This is a genomic window from Syntrophales bacterium, from assembly GCA_030655775.1.
In the GTDB taxonomy this organism is placed as follows: Bacteria; Desulfobacterota; Syntrophia; order Syntrophales; family JADFWA01; genus JAUSPI01.
This window is the reverse complement of sequence record JAUSPI010000184.1, coordinates 1-15,276: the sequence shown is the minus strand read 5'-3', so window position 1 is coordinate 15,276 and position 15,276 is coordinate 1. Positions and strand designations below refer to the sequence as shown.

Annotated in this window: 15 protein-coding genes and 1 tRNA gene; 10 read left to right on the top strand and 6 right to left on the bottom strand. The window is 45.0% G+C overall.

The window, feature by feature from the left end; genetic code table 11:
* Positions 1-385 precede the first annotated feature (385 nt).
* The 5 genes from smc to Q7J27_09735 all read left to right on the top strand — a co-directional run bounded on the left by smc (position 386) and on the right by Q7J27_09735 (position 6,840).
* Positions 386-3,976 carry a chromosome segregation protein SMC gene (gene smc / locus Q7J27_09755; GenBank protein MDO9529431.1) on the top strand — a complete coding sequence of 1,197 codons (3,591 nt, stop codon included), beginning with the start codon at positions 386-388 and terminating at the stop codon, positions 3,974-3,976.
* Between the two features lie 100 nt (positions 3,977-4,076).
* Positions 4,077-5,012 (top strand): signal recognition particle-docking protein FtsY, encoded by a 936-nt coding sequence (ftsY, locus tag Q7J27_09750; GenBank protein ID MDO9529430.1) that lies wholly within the window; start codon positions 4,077-4,079, stop codon positions 5,010-5,012.
* Positions 5,013-5,154: 142 nt separating this feature from the next.
* Positions 5,155-5,799, top strand: a complete 645-nt coding sequence (locus Q7J27_09745) for a metallophosphoesterase family protein (GenBank protein MDO9529429.1) — start codon at positions 5,155-5,157, stop codon at positions 5,797-5,799.
* 17 nt (positions 5,800-5,816) lie between these two features.
* Positions 5,817-6,707 (top strand): glutamate formimidoyltransferase, encoded by an 891-nt coding sequence (gene ftcD, locus Q7J27_09740; protein MDO9529428.1) that lies wholly within the window; start codon positions 5,817-5,819, stop codon positions 6,705-6,707.
* 56 nt (positions 6,708-6,763) lie between these two features.
* A tRNA-Arg gene (locus Q7J27_09735) sits at positions 6,764-6,840 on the top strand.
* Positions 6,841-7,250: 410 nt separating this feature from the next.
* On the opposite strand, the gene Q7J27_09730 is transcribed toward Q7J27_09735, so the two are convergent.
* From Q7J27_09730 to Q7J27_09705, 6 genes are all read right to left on the bottom strand, one after another.
* Complete coding sequence (locus tag Q7J27_09730; protein MDO9529427.1) at positions 7,251-7,595, bottom strand: XRE family transcriptional regulator; 345 nt, start codon at positions 7,593-7,595, stop codon at positions 7,251-7,253.
* Complete coding sequence (locus tag Q7J27_09725; GenBank protein MDO9529426.1) at positions 7,592-7,954, bottom strand: type II toxin-antitoxin system RelE/ParE family toxin; 363 nt, start codon at positions 7,952-7,954, stop codon at positions 7,592-7,594. The genes Q7J27_09730 and Q7J27_09725 overlap by 4 nt, the downstream gene beginning before the upstream one ends.
* A 212-nt stretch (positions 7,955-8,166) precedes the next feature.
* Positions 8,167-9,006 carry a site-specific integrase gene (locus Q7J27_09720; protein ID MDO9529425.1) on the bottom strand — a complete coding sequence of 280 codons (840 nt, stop codon included), beginning with the start codon at positions 9,004-9,006 and terminating at the stop codon, positions 8,167-8,169.
* 260 nt (positions 9,007-9,266) lie between these two features.
* Positions 9,267-11,018 (bottom strand): amidohydrolase, encoded by a 1,752-nt coding sequence (locus Q7J27_09715; GenBank protein ID MDO9529424.1) that lies wholly within the window; start codon positions 11,016-11,018, stop codon positions 9,267-9,269.
* Positions 11,019-11,493: 475 nt separating this feature from the next.
* Positions 11,494-11,976 carry a hypothetical protein gene (locus Q7J27_09710; protein ID MDO9529423.1) on the bottom strand — a complete coding sequence of 161 codons (483 nt, stop codon included), beginning with the start codon at positions 11,974-11,976 and terminating at the stop codon, positions 11,494-11,496.
* Positions 11,957-12,979 (bottom strand): cation:proton antiporter, encoded by a 1,023-nt coding sequence (locus tag Q7J27_09705; GenBank protein ID MDO9529422.1) that lies wholly within the window; start codon positions 12,977-12,979, stop codon positions 11,957-11,959. The genes Q7J27_09710 and Q7J27_09705 overlap by 20 nt, the downstream gene beginning before the upstream one ends.
* A 223-nt stretch (positions 12,980-13,202) precedes the next feature.
* Here Q7J27_09705 and Q7J27_09700 point away from each other — a divergent pair, with 223 nt between their 5' ends.
* From Q7J27_09700 to Q7J27_09680, 5 genes are all read left to right on the top strand, one after another.
* Entirely contained in the window at positions 13,203-13,490 is a 288-nt protein-coding gene (locus tag Q7J27_09700; GenBank protein ID MDO9529421.1) for a hypothetical protein, read from the top strand.
* Between the two features lie 21 nt (positions 13,491-13,511).
* On the top strand, positions 13,512-14,129 hold the full coding sequence (gene arsM, locus Q7J27_09695; GenBank protein ID MDO9529420.1) for an arsenite methyltransferase: 618 nt from the start codon (positions 13,512-13,514) through the stop codon (positions 14,127-14,129).
* A 27-nt stretch (positions 14,130-14,156) separates the two neighbouring features.
* A complete protein-coding gene (locus Q7J27_09690; protein MDO9529419.1) occupies positions 14,157-14,333 on the top strand; it encodes a hypothetical protein in 177 nt (58 codons plus the stop codon).
* Complete coding sequence (locus tag Q7J27_09685) at positions 14,320-14,679, top strand: metalloregulator ArsR/SmtB family transcription factor (GenBank protein ID MDO9529418.1); 360 nt, start codon at positions 14,320-14,322, stop codon at positions 14,677-14,679. The genes Q7J27_09690 and Q7J27_09685 overlap by 14 nt, the downstream gene beginning before the upstream one ends.
* Before the next feature lie 142 nt (positions 14,680-14,821).
* Entirely contained in the window at positions 14,822-15,016 is a 195-nt protein-coding gene (locus tag Q7J27_09680) for a hypothetical protein (GenBank protein MDO9529417.1), read from the top strand.
* The last annotated feature ends 260 nt before the right edge of the window (positions 15,017-15,276 follow it).

Genomic DNA, 15,276 nt, shown 5'->3' with positions numbered 1-15,276 from the left:
ATCGTCCCCTAATGTCAAGGAGAATTTAAATCCCCCAAATAGACATTGAAAATAAAGTCTGTCCTCCCCATCCCGTAGGACAGCCGTCTCGGCTGTCTAAGCGATTCACCATTATGGACAGGCGGGACGCCTGTCCTACTGTGTTGGAAGGGTCAATGTCTATTTTTGGGTAAATCCAGATTTTGAAGTACATTTCGAAAATTCCCCAGATTGCTGCTGGGAGTTTCAAATTTTATTATACAACATATTGTGGTCTAATATTCATAGAATACAATTTGTTGTATTTTTCCTTTACAAAGGAATTTTTCTCTGTTAAAATTCCAAAAAATTACGGAGTTTTTCGTCCTCCACTATTGTTGCAAAGCTTTAGCATGGGTGTCTTTAAATGAAACTAAAGAAATTAGAAATAATAGGGTTTAAGTCTTTCAGGGATAAGAGTACCCTTGATTTCTCAGACGGAATCAGTGCTGTTGTCGGCCCCAACGGATGCGGGAAGAGTAATATAGTTGACGCTATCCGATGGGTTATGGGTGAACAGCGGCATAAGGTGCTCCGCGCAAAGAAAATGGACGATGTCATATTTAACGGAAGTAACAATGCCTTTCCCGTCGGTATGACTGAAGTGTCAATGATCCTTGCAGCTAATGGACATAAATTTCCGGGCGACTATGACAGCTGCAGCGAGGTCATGATTTCAAGGAGAACCTTCCGTGATGGCGAAAGTGAATATTACATCAATAAAGTACCCTGCAGATTGCTCGATATCAGGGAATTTCTCATGGATATAGGAATTGGTGCGAGGACGTACTCTCTGGTAGAACAGAACCACATCGCACATCTCATTGAGGCCAAACCCGAGGACAGACGGCAATTCATCGAAGAAGCGGCAGGCATCTCAAAATATAAGGGCAGAAAAGAAGCCGCCTCTCGAAAGATGGAATCCACACGGCAAAACATCGTTCGCCTGGCCGATATAATCAGTGAGGTAAGATCACAGCTCAATTCGATATCGAGACAGGCAAAAAAGGCAGAAAGATACAAAACACTAAAAAAAGATATAAAAGAGGCGGAACTCTCCCTCGCGCTGCAAACATTTTTCGATTTGGCCGAAAAACAGAAATCGTTAGAAGGTGCACATAATGCGATTGTTCGCAAGAAAACCGAGGCCGAAACGACACTGATAAATCTTGAGGCGTCGATAGAAACTTTAAAGGCAGAGATCCTCGAAAATGAAGAGTCGGCTTCAAGATTTCAGGAAAGACTCTATGAAATAAAGACCGATGTAAACGTCAAGGAACATGAAATTGAGTTTTCAAAGGGAAAGATCGCCGACATATCGATGAGGAAACAGAAAAACATAACTGAGATTGAGTCACTGAAACGCAAGAAGGAAAATACGATAGAAGAACTGACCACTCTCCAGTTGAAAATGGCCGGGTCGGACGAAAGAATCGCTAATATTGTGGACTCCGTCGCTAAAAGTCAAGAGAGGATAGAGGAACTGAAGGAGATAGAGGCGGCGCTTCACAGCAAACTGGAGGAGAGCAAGGTTGAGCATGTTGATATTCTTACGGAAAAGGTAAGACTCAAAAATATGCAGGCCGAACTTGTAAAGAGGATTGACGATCTGAAGCGAAGATCAGAAAGCTACACCGCGGAAATGGAAGAAAGTACGAGGAAACTCGACCTGGCAAGCGATTCTCTTGCTCAATTAAAATCCGCCCTCGAGTTTGATATGGATAAGTCTGACGACTTCATAAAAAAAGAAGTGGTTCTTACAGATAAGCTTCAGAAGGCAAAAGAAGATTTACAAATAATTGATCAAAGAACCAGAAAGCTCAAGGAAGAAATAGGAATAAAGTCGTCTCGGCTCTCATCTCTGATGGAATTGCAGGAGGGCTACGAGTGGTGCGGTGAAGGAACACGCTCTTTCATGAAGGCGAAAAAAGCCGACTCCGGTGAAGTATGGGCCAGGGATTGCGGATCATCCCCGGAGTGTTTCTGCGGACTGGTGGCTGATTATATAGAGGTCCCGAAGGAACACGAAGTCGCTGTAGAGGCTGTCCTGGGAGAAAAGCTTCAGTATATCATCGTAAAAACCCAGGAAGATGGTATAAAGGCGATCGATTATCTGAAGAGCCGCTCACTGGGCAGGGGGAGTTTTATCCCTCTCCAGGCAAGAAATAATTCTTCAAATTCAGGGCATTTCCACCGTGACGTCAGGGAAGCGGTCAGATTGACCGATGTTGTCAGGATCAGGGAAGGTTTTGAAGGTATCGCCGATTATCTTCTTGGAGATGTTTTGTTGATTCCGGATCTGACGGTCGGTGTATCTCTTTGGCGGAGAAACGGCTTTGAGGGGACATTCGTCACACCGGACGGCGACATTATAAGTCCCCATGGTGTCTTAACCGGCGGAAGCAAAAAAAATGGCGACAGCAGTCTCCTTCGGAACAAAAGGGAGATAGGGCAGCTCGAAAAGGAAATCGACATCATGACCGGTCTTCTTAAAGAAGACGAGGCCCGTATAAGCAAAACAGCCGCCCTTATCTCACAGTTGGAAGAAGAACTGGTTGAATTGAAATCTGGTCTGCACAGATTAGAGTTGAGCATCAACAGCAACCGGAAAGATATTGAACGATTTGAGGGTGAGCGGAAGTGGGTCGAGCAAAGGATAAACGTCCTTGCCTTCAACATGGAAAACCTGAAAGAGGAAGAAGTTCAGGGGATGGAAAAGATAGCCGCCATTGATAATGATATCGCTTCCCGTGATGAAACCGAAAAAGTGGCCGGTGATCGTATTGCCTCGATGCAGGAAAAATGGGAAAAATCACGGAGAAAGTTAGAGGAGGTGGAAAGGGGGTTGACCGATGAGAAGATTCTTTTAGCATCTCTTGAAGAGAAGAAGACCGCAAACCTCAATACCCTGGCACGATTGAATCATGCAATAACTGATATATCAGACAATATCGATTCAAAGATCAGCGAGTCAAGAGCTCTTGAAAAAGATATAGAAGTTATCACGGAAAATATTGCCGTGGAGCAAGACTGCCTCGGATACCTCTATTCCGATTACGATACCACCGAAGTCGAGCTCGACAAGAAGAAGAACTTTAGGGAAGAGAAAAACGGGCTGTTAAAAGCCAGAGAATTGGATACCGGTAAGATAAAAAAAGCCCTCGATAGTTTGACAAAAGAGAGAAATGAACTGGAAATGGAATCCCGCGAGGTATCCCTCCATGCCCAGACCTTGAAGGAGGGCATGTATAAGAAGTACTATGTTGACCTGAATGCCTTAAAAGCGCATTTTAAAAGGCTTGGTGAATCTGACATTGAGGAATTGAAAAATAGACTCGACAGAAACAGGAAGTCTGTTGAAAATTTCGGAGAGGTCAACCTGCTGGCTCTGAGCGAACATGAGAAACTCAAAGAAAGGTACGATTTTCTGATTTCTCAGGTTGCGGATTTGAATTCATCGCTGGATACGCTCCAGAGAACCATATCAAGGATCAACAGAATATCCAGAAAAAGATTCTCAGAAACCTTCACCGTCGTTAACCAGCGGTTTAAAGAGGTATTTTCCAGGCTCTTTCAGGGAGGTAGAGGAGAACTCCGGCTCACCGATGAGACAGACATGCTGAATGCAGGTGTGGATATAGATATCCAACTCCCCGGCAAGAAACCTCAGAATATTACACTTTTGTCAGGCGGGGAAAAGTCCCTTGCCGCTGTTGCCCTGATTTTTTCCATTCTTTTATATCGTCCAACTCCATTTTTGGTACTTGATGAAGTTGATGCGGCACTGGATGATGCAAACATAACTCTGTTCAATCAATTAATAAAAGATACTTCAGCAAACTCCCAGATCATTCTGGTAACCCACAACAAGAAAACCATGGAAGTCGCAGACAACCTCTTCGGGGTTACAATGGAGAAAGAGGGCATTTCAACCACAGTTTCCGTAAGCTTCAATTGATGTAAACATTCAACTATCAGCAGTAGGGTCGGCAGGTGGCATGGACAAATTTGTTTGTCCGTGTTATTTATATATGAAAGTTCAATTCAGGAATTCGAAAATGCCGGAAAACAATAGCAAAAATGACAGTTTTTTTGAAAAATTAAAGACGGGGCTCTCCAAAACGAGAGGGTCTTTTGTTAAGAGTGTCGATGAAATGATCCTCGGCGAGAGGATCATAGACGATGACCTCTTTGAAGAACTGGAAGAAGTTCTTATTACGGCTGATGTAGGTCCTGCTTTTACTTACGATCTGATCGACAACATGAAATCAATCGTAAAAAGGGACGACCTTGACAGCCCTGAGGTGCTCAGAAAAGCAATGGAGAAGAGTGTGATGGATATTCTCAAAGAGAGGGAAGCTCCATTGCGTATCCCGAGAAATAAGCTTTTTACCATCATGGTCCTGGGGGTTAACGGAACGGGGAAAACTACGACCATCGGCAAAATGGCCCACCGCTTTAAAAAAGGCGGGCTGTCCGTTATGCTCGTTGCAGCGGATACCTTCAGGGCAGCAGCAATCGAACAGCTGGAAATATGGAGCCAAAGAACAGATGTTCCCCTTATTAAACAAAAGTCGGGGGCAGACCCCTCCGCTGTTGTTTTCGATGCCATCCATTCTGCGAAGTCACGCAAAACAGAGGTAATGATTATCGATACTGCCGGCAGGCTCCATACCAAGGTTAATCTTATGGACGAGCTGAAAAAGACGAAACGTATCATGGAGAGGGAACTGCCAGGTTCTCCCCATGAAACACTCCTTGTTCTTGATGCCACCACCGGACAAAATGCCGTTTCACAGGTAAAGATGTTTAATGAAGAAGTCGGCGTGACAGGAATTGCCTTAACAAAGTTAGACGGAACAGCAAAGGGCGGGATCATCATCAGGATTGCCCATGAACTGAATATCCCTATCCGCTACATTGGTATCGGTGAGGGGATCGATGACCTGAGAAGATTCAACAGTAAAGAATTCGTTAAGGCCCTCTTTTGGTAAGCGTTTTCCTATCAGCCGTCAGCGTAGGGTGGCATTTTACATGCCACCACTTGTGGCCAGGCATAAAAACCGCCCCTACCTTGCTCGTGGTCGATAGTTGAACGCTCACATCGAAAGACATATCGCAATTCAGGATTGTAATATGGGAAGAATATTTGCCATCGGTGATATCCATGGGTGTATTTCAAACCTGGAGAGCATTATGGACACAATAGACATTGATGCTCAAAATGATGCCCTTATTTTTATCGGTGATTATATAGACAGGGGGCCGGATTCTAAAGGCGTGGTCGATTTTGTCCTCGAGCTCAGGAGAAACATAAACCAGGTAATATGCCTGCTGGGAAATCATGAACAGATGTTTCTCGACTATCTTCATGACAAAAACGTTTATAAAGAAATATTCCTTATAAACGGAGGAGATCATACCATTTCATCCTATGGAGTTGTCGAAACGGCCGATGGCGTTAAGGTAAACGTTCCGGAAAATCATATGCACTTTTTCACATCACTGCTTCCTTATTACGAAACTGAAAATTACATCTTCGTACACGCCGGGTTGAGACCCGCTATTCCCCTGGAAAAACAGGATATAGAAGATTTAATATGGATACGGCACGAGTTTATAAACTCTTCCTATGATTTTGGAAAAACTGTGGTCTTCGGACACACCCCACTCCCACAACCCCTCATAGATTCGAATAAAATAGGAATTGATACAGGGGCTGTCTATGGCGGTAAACTCACATGTATCCAACTGCCGGAAGTCAGGATATATCAGGCCTGACGGCTTTGTAAGGTATTATGAAAATTATTGAATGTGTTCCAAATTTCAGTGAAGGAAAAGATAAAGACAAAGTAAGAAGTATAGTGGAAGCGGCGTCTGAAGTAGACAGCGCTAAGGTGCTTGACTTCAGCATGGACGTCGACCACAACAGGAGCGTTCTGACCATTGCCGGCACCCCGGACGGTGTCGTAAGGGGGACAGCTGCCGCCTGCGACAGGGCACTCGAGTTAATCGACATGACAAAGCATTCCGGTGTTCATCCATGCATCGGTGCCGTGGATGTGGTCCCCTTCACCCCCATAAAAAACATCAGCATGAAAGAAACAGTGGAAATAGCCCATAGATTTGGTCGTGCCTTCGGGAAGAAAAACAATGTCCCGATCTACTTCTACGGCGAAGCAGCGCTGGATTTAAAAAGGAGGGAATTATCCGATATAAGGAGAGGGGGGTACAGGGGATTACGTAAAAAGATAAACGACCCATTATGGGTTCCAGATGCGGGACCGGCTGTCTTCAACTCCCGTGGAGGTGCAACGGTTGTCGGGGTACGAGACCCGCTGATTGCTTTTAATATTAATCTTGGTACCGAAAATCTTGATATTGCACAAAATATTGCGAGATCGATACGATACTCAAGCGGCGGCCTCAAAGGTGTCAAGGCGATAGGTGTTCCGCTACACAGCAGAAAAATTGTTCAGGTGTCAATGAATCTCACAAATTACAGGGAAACTTCGATCCGCAAGGTCTTCGATACTGTAAAAGAGGAGGCCTTCGGTTATGGTGTCACTATACTTGAATCCGAATTGATAGGACTGATCCCCGGAGCGGCATTTGAAGACGTGACGGCCGATTATCTCAAATTATCCGGGTTTTCTTCCAAAAGAATAATAGAAACATACCTTCCGTGAGAGTGTTGACACCTATCTCAAATAATGCTAAAGCACTTTCTCTTTTGTTAACATATGCCCCCGTAGCTCAGTAGGATAGAGCACCGGATTCCTAATCCGGGAGTCGCGCGTTCGAATCGCGCCGGGGGTACCAGATTATATCAAGGGTTACAGAAAACTAACTGTAACCCTTTTTTCTTTATAATAAAGTTATGTTGCCAGTATAGTTATGTTACCAGATATAGTTCATTTAATTCCTGTCAATCCATGGTTTAAGAAATCCATATAGTTCCTTTCATTCTTTTCATTCCTTTGATCTATTTTCCAAGCTAAGATTGTTTTAGAGTCGTTTTCTCATCACGAGTAAAAGGAGAGAAAACGATGCAGAAAGCGCCGATTTACAGGAAAAGGCAAGCAGGTACTCGTGGCTGAAGTCCAGGTACCGGTAAATGACCTCCTTAAGATAGGGCCGATAGAAGCCATACTACCTTGAGAGCTCCACTCGCGATGCTCAAGCAGTTTGTGAAGCCAAGATTTTTTTACGTTCTTGGAATATCTTTCTCGTTACACTGGGGAATTAATCTTTTTTATCTTCGTAGCAATGTCTTCAAACTGTTTGATCTGAACGGACCCATCAGGAAATCTGGCAATGATTTCCAGGTCTCCTCCCATGGCCTTAATAAAATTTCTTAATGTGCTGATATACATGTCCGTCCGCTGTTCAAGCTTCGATACCGAAGGCTGTTTGACAGATAGTGTTCGTGCCAATTGTTCCTGGCTTAAATTCCTTGCATGTCGCAATTCCTGTAAAGGCATTTCAGCAAGTAACGCCGTTGTCTTTTCCGCTGCTTTTTTCCGTGCCGCGGGCTTCATTTTTCCTCTCAGTATAGAGTAAGGTTTGCTCATCATGCGCCCCCTTGTTTATTCTTTAAAGTCTTCAAATGTTTCTCATAAATTCTTTCAGCCAAAGGTACATATTTTTCGTACCAACGCTGACCGCCCCCCTTTTTACCACCAATCAAAAGTATGGCCGTTCTACGGGGATCAAAGGCATAAAGGATTCTATAAGGCTTTCCTTTGTGCTGAATCCGTAACTCTCTTATTGAGCCATACTTGGTTCCCTTGACATCCGAACTATAGGGGTATGGCAGATGAGGCCCCTTTTCTTCCAATATACCGACAACCGCATCAATGTCGATCTGTTCTCCCTCGTCCAAATCAATCCACCATGCCTCAAATTCATCGGTATATTCCACTTCCCATGCCATGGAAGGAATATAACCTACATGGAATGTTAAGTCAATAGTTTTTTAAGGATCAATGAGTACCGTTTGAACTCTTCATCTTTTTCCAAGTGAGCGTTTAATGTTACAGGATGAAATACGCAGTTTCTGATGGGAGGATGTTTAATTGTGGATCACCTGGCCACGATTTATGAGCCCCAAAGACCCCACGTTCCAATTGATTATGTTGAATAATCTTATTTTCCGTGAAGAATGTCCATCCACCGGATCGCCTCTGAATCGCTGATCTTGCCGAGATAGACCTGGGTTGTTTTCAAATCCTGATGCCGCAAGATTACTTTCGATACTACTTCCAGAGGAACACCATTTCTGCTGGCATATGTGGCTGAATATCTCTGGAGATCATGAGGGGACACATGGACATTCAATTTGGCTCCGAGTCCTTTGACAAGAGACCTTGCCGTTGAATAGCAAATGGGAAATATCCGCTCATCTCCTTGAAGAGTTTTCTCTTTGATGTATTCTCCCAGCCTTCTCGATACGTTCTCCGGCATGTAGGCCATTTCAGACTCCTTGCCTGATTTGGGCTCCCGTAGGATGATGGTTCTGTCAGAAACATCAGATACCTTAATCTTCAGCAATTCACCAACCCGCAATCCGCACCGTGCCTGAAGCTCCAATATTAAACGGTCCCGCTGTCTTTTTGTGTTGTAGATCATTTCATCCACCGTTTCCCGGTCGAGTATCTTGTGAGGAAGCTGTTTCGGCGCCCTGAAGGATTTGCTGAGCAACGGCATGTTGCAGGGATTCCTCATGTTCAGAGAGCAACGGTCAATAATGAAGTTGTAAAAGGCTTTCATCTGAGCATACCGGAGTCTTCTTGTGGATTTTGACAGATTCTGCGTGAGGGTTTCCAGGAAATGGAAGATCTCATCGGGGCTGATGTCATCCAAGGGTCTCTGCGCATAAATTGCTCCGAACCTGTCAAACAGGAAATTGTAACTCTCGATGGTTCGTCGTTTGTGGTTTGATTGAATATAATATTTGAACAGGGTTATCGACTCTTTTGTAGACATGGTTGACCTCCATATTCTTTGTTTGGTGAGGTCTCCGGGGGGTGAAATTATACGATCTTAATCAGGATAAAGGTAGGGGGGAGTTCTGGAGTCAGCCGTAAACGTAGATATTGAAAGCACCTACTACTAAATAACTTTGAAAAGCCCAGATGTTGATGATTACGAAATGAATTCTTGTTGTCCGCGTAGTGAGTCTGATCACCCTTTTGCCTCCTTTTCATTGATCAAATGCAAAAAGGAATATTGATGCGAAAGGAACATTAACTGCCCCTCTTTTCATATACACTTTTTCCACCCACAAAGGTCATGACTGCTTTTACATCCTTTATTTCATCTTTGGAAACACTGTAATAATCACGATCCCAGACGACCATATCGGCAAGTTTGCCTGTCTCAATGGAACCGATTTCTCTTTCCTGAAAACCCGAATAAGCGCTTCCCATCGTCTGCATCTTTAAGGCTTCCTGAATGGAGATACTTTCTGACGAATCGAAACGTGATCCCCCTTTAGTCGTTCTCTTTATTGCTTGCCAGAGCGCTATCTGCGGCTGGTATAAAGGAAAAGCAGGCGGATCAGCTCCAAAAGCCACAGGAATGCCTCCCTTGAGATAACTGTTCAGAGGTATTGCCACTGCCCTGTTTTTCATTCTAAAATTGTTGCCCCAGTGAAAAATCCATTGAGGATGCGTCGAGATGACAACCCCCAGTCTCTTTATACGCTCCAGAGAACCTGATCGAGGGAGGAGGGCATGCTCAATGCGATGTCTGGCATCGTTTCTCCGGTGATCTTTCTGGGCTGCCTCGACCGAGTCAAGAAAGAGATCCACCGCCTTGTCTCCTATCGCGTGTACACTCACCTGCTGGTCTGCCCTGTGAAACAGTGCCACCATTGCCTTGAGATCTGCCGTTGAATGGAGTGGCAGCGCCCGCTGATTATCGTACCAGAGGCTGGTCTGCCCTCCGCCGTCTATGGCGATCTTCAACCCTCCCCACATTTCGGCAAAAAGCTCCGGCAGATGCTTGCGCAGAACAGAGAGCTCACGGACAGGAGAATCAGTCATCGGGTCTTTTCCCGAGAAAAGGTCCTCCATTACCAGCGTGGCCTCTTTGAGGTTCGGAAGGTACGGCCAGAGCTTGATCCTCGTTGGGAGTGTCTTTGTTTGTACCAGATCGATGTATGCCTTGATGAATTTTGTCGAACCGATTTCTGCAACCATGAGGAAGTTGTCATGGATCGTGGTGACCCCTTCTTTAACATAGAGTTCCGCTGCATGGCGTATAGAGGCCCGCGCATCTTCGTCGCTCATGATCGGCATGTGCTTTCTCACGAGGTAGAGGGCGGGATAATGGACGAGGAGTCCTGTTGGCTCCCCATCATTGCCTTTTTGCACACGGCTTCCCGGTGGGCTGACAGTGTTTTTGTCAATCCCCGCAGCGTTGAGTGCCTGTGTGTTGGCAAAGCCCCACTGGCCCCCTGTGTGAACCACAAGGAGAGGGTGGCGTGACGTGACCTTGTCAAGGTCCCTCTTGTCCATGAAGGAGAGGGAAAGACTCTCTACGCCCCAGGCATTGATAAACGTGCCTGCCGGGGTAATCCGGGCTCGCTGCGCAAGGGCTTCGAGGATTTCCTCCTTCGTTTCCATCCCCTGGAGTTTCACCCATGCGCCGGATTCTCTCAGGCCGAATGGTGGCAGGTGCGCATGGGAATCAATCAATCCCGGAGTTACTGTTTTTCCTTTCAGATCAATAACTTTTGTCTGGGTCCCTATGTATTTAGAAATTTTTTCTGCTATTCCCGTATCAATGATTTTACCGCCTCTAACCGCCACGCCCTCCATAATGGAGCCCTTGACATCCACAGTAATAATTTTTCCATTTATCAGGATTAGTTCGGCAGTAGGCGTTGATGCTTGAATGGTGGGAAAACCGGTGAAAACTCCCGCCGTAGCTAAGGCGGATATTTTTAAAAATTTCCTTCTGCTTATTTTTTTTGATGAATTATTTTTTGCCATGTTCAAAGCTCCTCTATTGCGGTTTTTGTTCATTGGAGTTCGCTTCGCAGTAGACAGAGTATATGAAGAAGGCGTTTGTGTGTCAAGTACAGCCTTTTCATAAGACATTGCTTCTGTGACGCGAAAGTATAAAAAACTCGGTCTTGTATGTCAATTAAATATTGACCAAGAAATGTTAGGTGTGTTGCCAATATTTGTCGTCTGGCGTGAATTGTGTTTATTACTGATTGAAGGCCTTCATTTTCGTCGAAGCTGGCCGGTTGCAGAGTACAGGAAGAATAAGCTAACGGGGAAAGGGATAAATCCGTCCCATAAATTACACACAGGGAATCAATATCATAACTTCATCGTCAATTTTCCAGGTTAAGACAGCTGCTTAACATCATCACTCCTAAATCACTGAACATTTCATCAAACAGCTTACCTTATCGCAATTCATGGCCTTTTTGTGGTCATTTTCTTGTAAGGTTTTCCCTTACCAATCATAGAGGATTTCCCAGTACTCCATAAAGGAGGGGCCTTTTTGACTGTATCGGCATGAACACGTTTTGCCCGTACCGGGACCACTGTTGCTGTTTTCATGCCAGTAGCGTAAATAGATAACGGGAACTTGTCTGGGGATATCCTGGGTTTTGTCGGGGTCTGCCGGTTCTTCCAACCAGGCTTCCTTCTGTTCAATTACTTTCCAAACTGTTCCGAATTGCTTGCTTCTGACCCTTTCCCCCACATGAGGGAGTCCCATTTTTTCCCTGAGTTCTTTAAATCTGTAAGTAGAACGATCACCGTAGTCCAAAACCTTCTCTCCAAAGAATTTAATGCCAATAGCTCCAAGGGGTGCAGTCAGGATGATGGAAAGGACGGCCACGGCTAAAATAACCTCTCCGGAAGCCACACCTGCTGCAAGGGGTACAGCTCCAATGGCTGCCTGAACTGTGGCCTTAGGAACATATGCAACCACGCAAAAAAGCTTTTCCTTCCAGTCGAGGGGCGTACCCCAGCAAAGACAGGTATGTTCCTATGCTACGAAAAATGAGGCCTACCAGAATAACCGCGGCGCCTGCAAGACCTGCTTTCCATGCCACATGGATGTTTACCTGTGCACCCACAAGAACAAAGAGAAGTAGTTCAGCAAAAACCCAGAGGCTTTTAAGTTTTCGGGAAATGATATGAGCAATGGGTTCAGATTTTTCGAGGATAATGAATCCGATGGCCATAACTCCCAGAAGACTTGCTATTGGGACCCATTTTTCGCAGGCACCTTCCAACCAGGTAAGACAAATGGCGACACCCAAAACCACCAGGGTGCGTTTAGGGGGGCGCCAATCATATTTCTGAAAAAGTTTTAGGAGGAAATATCCTGGTACGAGTCCGACAATAATTCCAAGTATAATAGAAATGGGAATATCAGCCAACTTGGCCCAAATATGGACTTCATTCCCACTGTACATACCTAAGAATACGGTGAAAAGTACAATGACAAAGACATCGTCTAAAGCGGACGCTCCAAGCAGCAGGGTGGGGATGCCTTTTTTTGCCCCACGACCGCGATCCATAAAATCAATCATGAGCGGTACCACGACAGCTGGAGAAACTGCCGCCAGTATAGTCCCGAGGATAGCTGCTTCAAGATAAGTTATGCTTAACAATATAGGGGCAACCAGCATAACCCCTATTATTTCAAAAATGGCCGGAACAGTGCTCATGATGAGTGCGGCGCGGCCAACTCTTTTCAGGGTGTCGCGGCGGAGTTCCAATCCGGCTCTAAGCAGAATAACGATCAAGGCAATCTGGCGGAATTCTCCCGAGACTTGCGTCATTTCCGGGGAGACGAGATTCATGATGTAAGGACCAACTAAAACACCAACGAACAACATCCCAATCAGGCCGGGCAACCTGATGTTCCGAAAAAGATAGTCTGCACACAGCCCCAAGATAATAATCAACGCAATATTGATAGCCATAAGATTCCCTCTTGCAGGCTTTGCATAATTGCAGGTTCGGTCATTGCGAGGAGTGAGTAAGCCTTAGTCTCCTCTTTATATCCTCGACGATTGATGAATACAGCCCTAATAAAAACCCCGCTCAACCAGGTTGGTGCGGGGCGTTTCGTAGTTTTAATAAAAATCCTGCCGCTGCCTTCACTTAGCATGACAGAAAATTTCAATAACCTGACTCTTACCCCTTTTGGGAATAAGAACCATCATCCCAAAATTAACGGACGGTTTTCAGGCAAAATTAGATAGATTCCGTTGCCTTCCGGTTATTTTTCAGTTTAAGTTTCCATATAATCCACAGTTTGTTGTCAAGCCATTTTCTATTTACACCCATTTGAATCTCCCCGCCGCAAGCTGCGGGAAATGGCTCGATGTTCAGTTCAAGAAGAGCGCTGTAAAATACAAATCTTTTATAATTACTAAAAATTTATTTGACATAGCGATACAGCGACACTATATTATCGTAGATTTACGATAAACGGAGATGCGTGGGGGTGAAGTGAAGCATAACAACAAAAAGATTAAGAGTATCGTCAGAGAAAAATATTCCAGGGTTGCGATTTCGTCCGAATCAGGATGTTCAAAGGAATGTTGTAGTGGTTTGCTGAATCCTGCTGAAATTGCGAGTTATGGGGAGACACTTGGTTACGAGAAAGACCGGATTGCTATGGAGTTGAATAAGGCCAATCTCGGTCTTGGATGTGGGAACCCACTGGCCATAGCTGATTTAAAGGAAGGGGAAGTAGTGCTCGATCTGGGAAGTGGGGCAGGATTCGACGTGTTCCTTGCGGCAAAGAGCGTGGGGGGGAAAGGATATGTCATTGGCGTTGACATGACTTCGGAGATGGTGGCCATAGCAAGGAAAAATGCTGAAGAACTCAAAGTTAGTAACTGTGAGTTTCGGCTGGGTGAAATAGAAAACCTTCCTGTTGATGACGATTTTGTAGATGTAGTAGTTTCAAACTGTGTTATAAACCTGTCTCCGGACAAGAGGGCGGTTTACAGGGAAATATTAAGAGTATTAAGACCAGGAGGCCGCATCAGCATATCTGATGTTCTGAGATCCGGCGAAATACCCCGGGAAATTAAAGATGACCCTTCGGCCTACACAGGGTGAATTACCGGAGCTATCTCACCTGATGAGGTGAGACAGATTCTTGATGAACTTGGTTTTGAAAAAACTTCTATTGTACGAAAAGACCATAGTGATCTGATAATTAAGAGTTGGAATATCGGCAGGGGAGCTGAAAATATGGTTTTTTCCGCATATATTGGGGCTAAAAAACCTAAAGGGAAAGAAGTTGCTGATGGAAGCTTATGATAATAGATATAAATATTACCCGGCAGACGTCGGGGTTCTTGAGAAAGCTACTCTCGAGACGTGCAAGGGAATGCTTGTAGAACTTTCCAGGGGGCTTGCCCATCCTGCACGGGTTGAGATTGTTCGTATGCTGGCACACAAGCCTCCGGAAGCGAGATGTATCTGCGGAGACATTGTTAATACCCTTCCGCTGGCGCAGTCAAGCGTTTCCCAGCACCTCAAGGTGTTGAAAGAAACAGGGTGGATACAGGGGGAGATTGATGGTTCACGCGTTTGCTACTGTCTTGTAGATGGCGTTATGGAATTTTATAAGGCACTTATTGGAAGGTTTATTCAAAACAAATAGAAAATAAAAAGGAGCATGTAGAATGTTTGAAGTTTCAGAAAAGGCACAGGATATGATTAAACAAATCCTCGAATCGAAGCAGGAGACGCTACCGATACGGCTGGCGTATTCCGAGGGCGGGTGAGCAGGTCCCTCTCTGGGAATGTCTCTGGATGAGGCAAAGGAAGGGGATAAGGTTTTTGAAGAAGACGACATCACATACGTGATAAATGAACAGTTGTTTGAACTGGCAAAACCTATCAACATAGATTTTGTTACCACGTCAAGGGGCTCAGGGTTTTCCATCAACTCAAATATGTCTGGTGGTGGTTCATGCGGCGGCGGGTGCTGCGGCTGATAGAGATATCAGTTAAACCCACACATGATTATACGTTACCGGAAAAGGGTATATTTATACCCTTTTCTGTGAAAATCAACTTTGATAAGTTCGTAAAAAGTCGAAATTCCCCTCCCCCGGTGGCTGGTCTTAATACACACTTGACACCGGGGGTAATGCATGGCATACTACGATCATGCGAATTTATGGACAACAATTTTCGACGACAATGATTCAGCGTATTCAACAAACCGTTACCCTTGAGCCGGCTATATCCCGCC

Bases quoted from the DNA above. Each gene is read 5' to 3' on its own strand.
- smc (MDO9529431.1), top strand. From the start codon at position 386: ATGAAACTAAAGAAATTAGAAATAATAGGGTTTAAGTCTTTCAGGGAT.
- ftsY (MDO9529430.1), top strand. From the start codon at position 4,077: ATGCCGGAAAACAATAGCAAAAATGACAGTTTTTTTGAAAAATTAAAG.
- Q7J27_09745 (MDO9529429.1), top strand. From the start codon at position 5,155: ATGGGAAGAATATTTGCCATCGGTGATATCCATGGGTGTATTTCAAAC.
- ftcD (MDO9529428.1), top strand. From the start codon at position 5,817: ATGAAAATTATTGAATGTGTTCCAAATTTCAGTGAAGGAAAAGATAAA.
- Q7J27_09730 (MDO9529427.1), bottom strand. From the start codon at position 7,595: ATGATGAGCAAACCTTACTCTATACTGAGAGGAAAAATGAAGCCCGCG.
- Q7J27_09725 (MDO9529426.1), bottom strand. From the start codon at position 7,954: ATGGCATGGGAAGTGGAATATACCGATGAATTTGAGGCATGGTGGATT.
- Q7J27_09720 (MDO9529425.1), bottom strand. From the start codon at position 9,006: ATGTCTACAAAAGAGTCGATAACCCTGTTCAAATATTATATTCAATCA.
- Q7J27_09715 (MDO9529424.1), bottom strand. From the start codon at position 11,018: ATGGCAAAAAATAATTCATCAAAAAAAATAAGCAGAAGGAAATTTTTA.
- Q7J27_09705 (MDO9529422.1), bottom strand. From the start codon at position 12,979: ATGGCTATCAATATTGCGTTGATTATTATCTTGGGGCTGTGTGCAGAC.
- Q7J27_09685 (MDO9529418.1), top strand. From the start codon at position 14,320: ATGGAAGCTTATGATAATAGATATAAATATTACCCGGCAGACGTCGGG.
- Q7J27_09680 (MDO9529417.1), top strand. From the start codon at position 14,822: ATGTCTCTGGATGAGGCAAAGGAAGGGGATAAGGTTTTTGAAGAAGAC.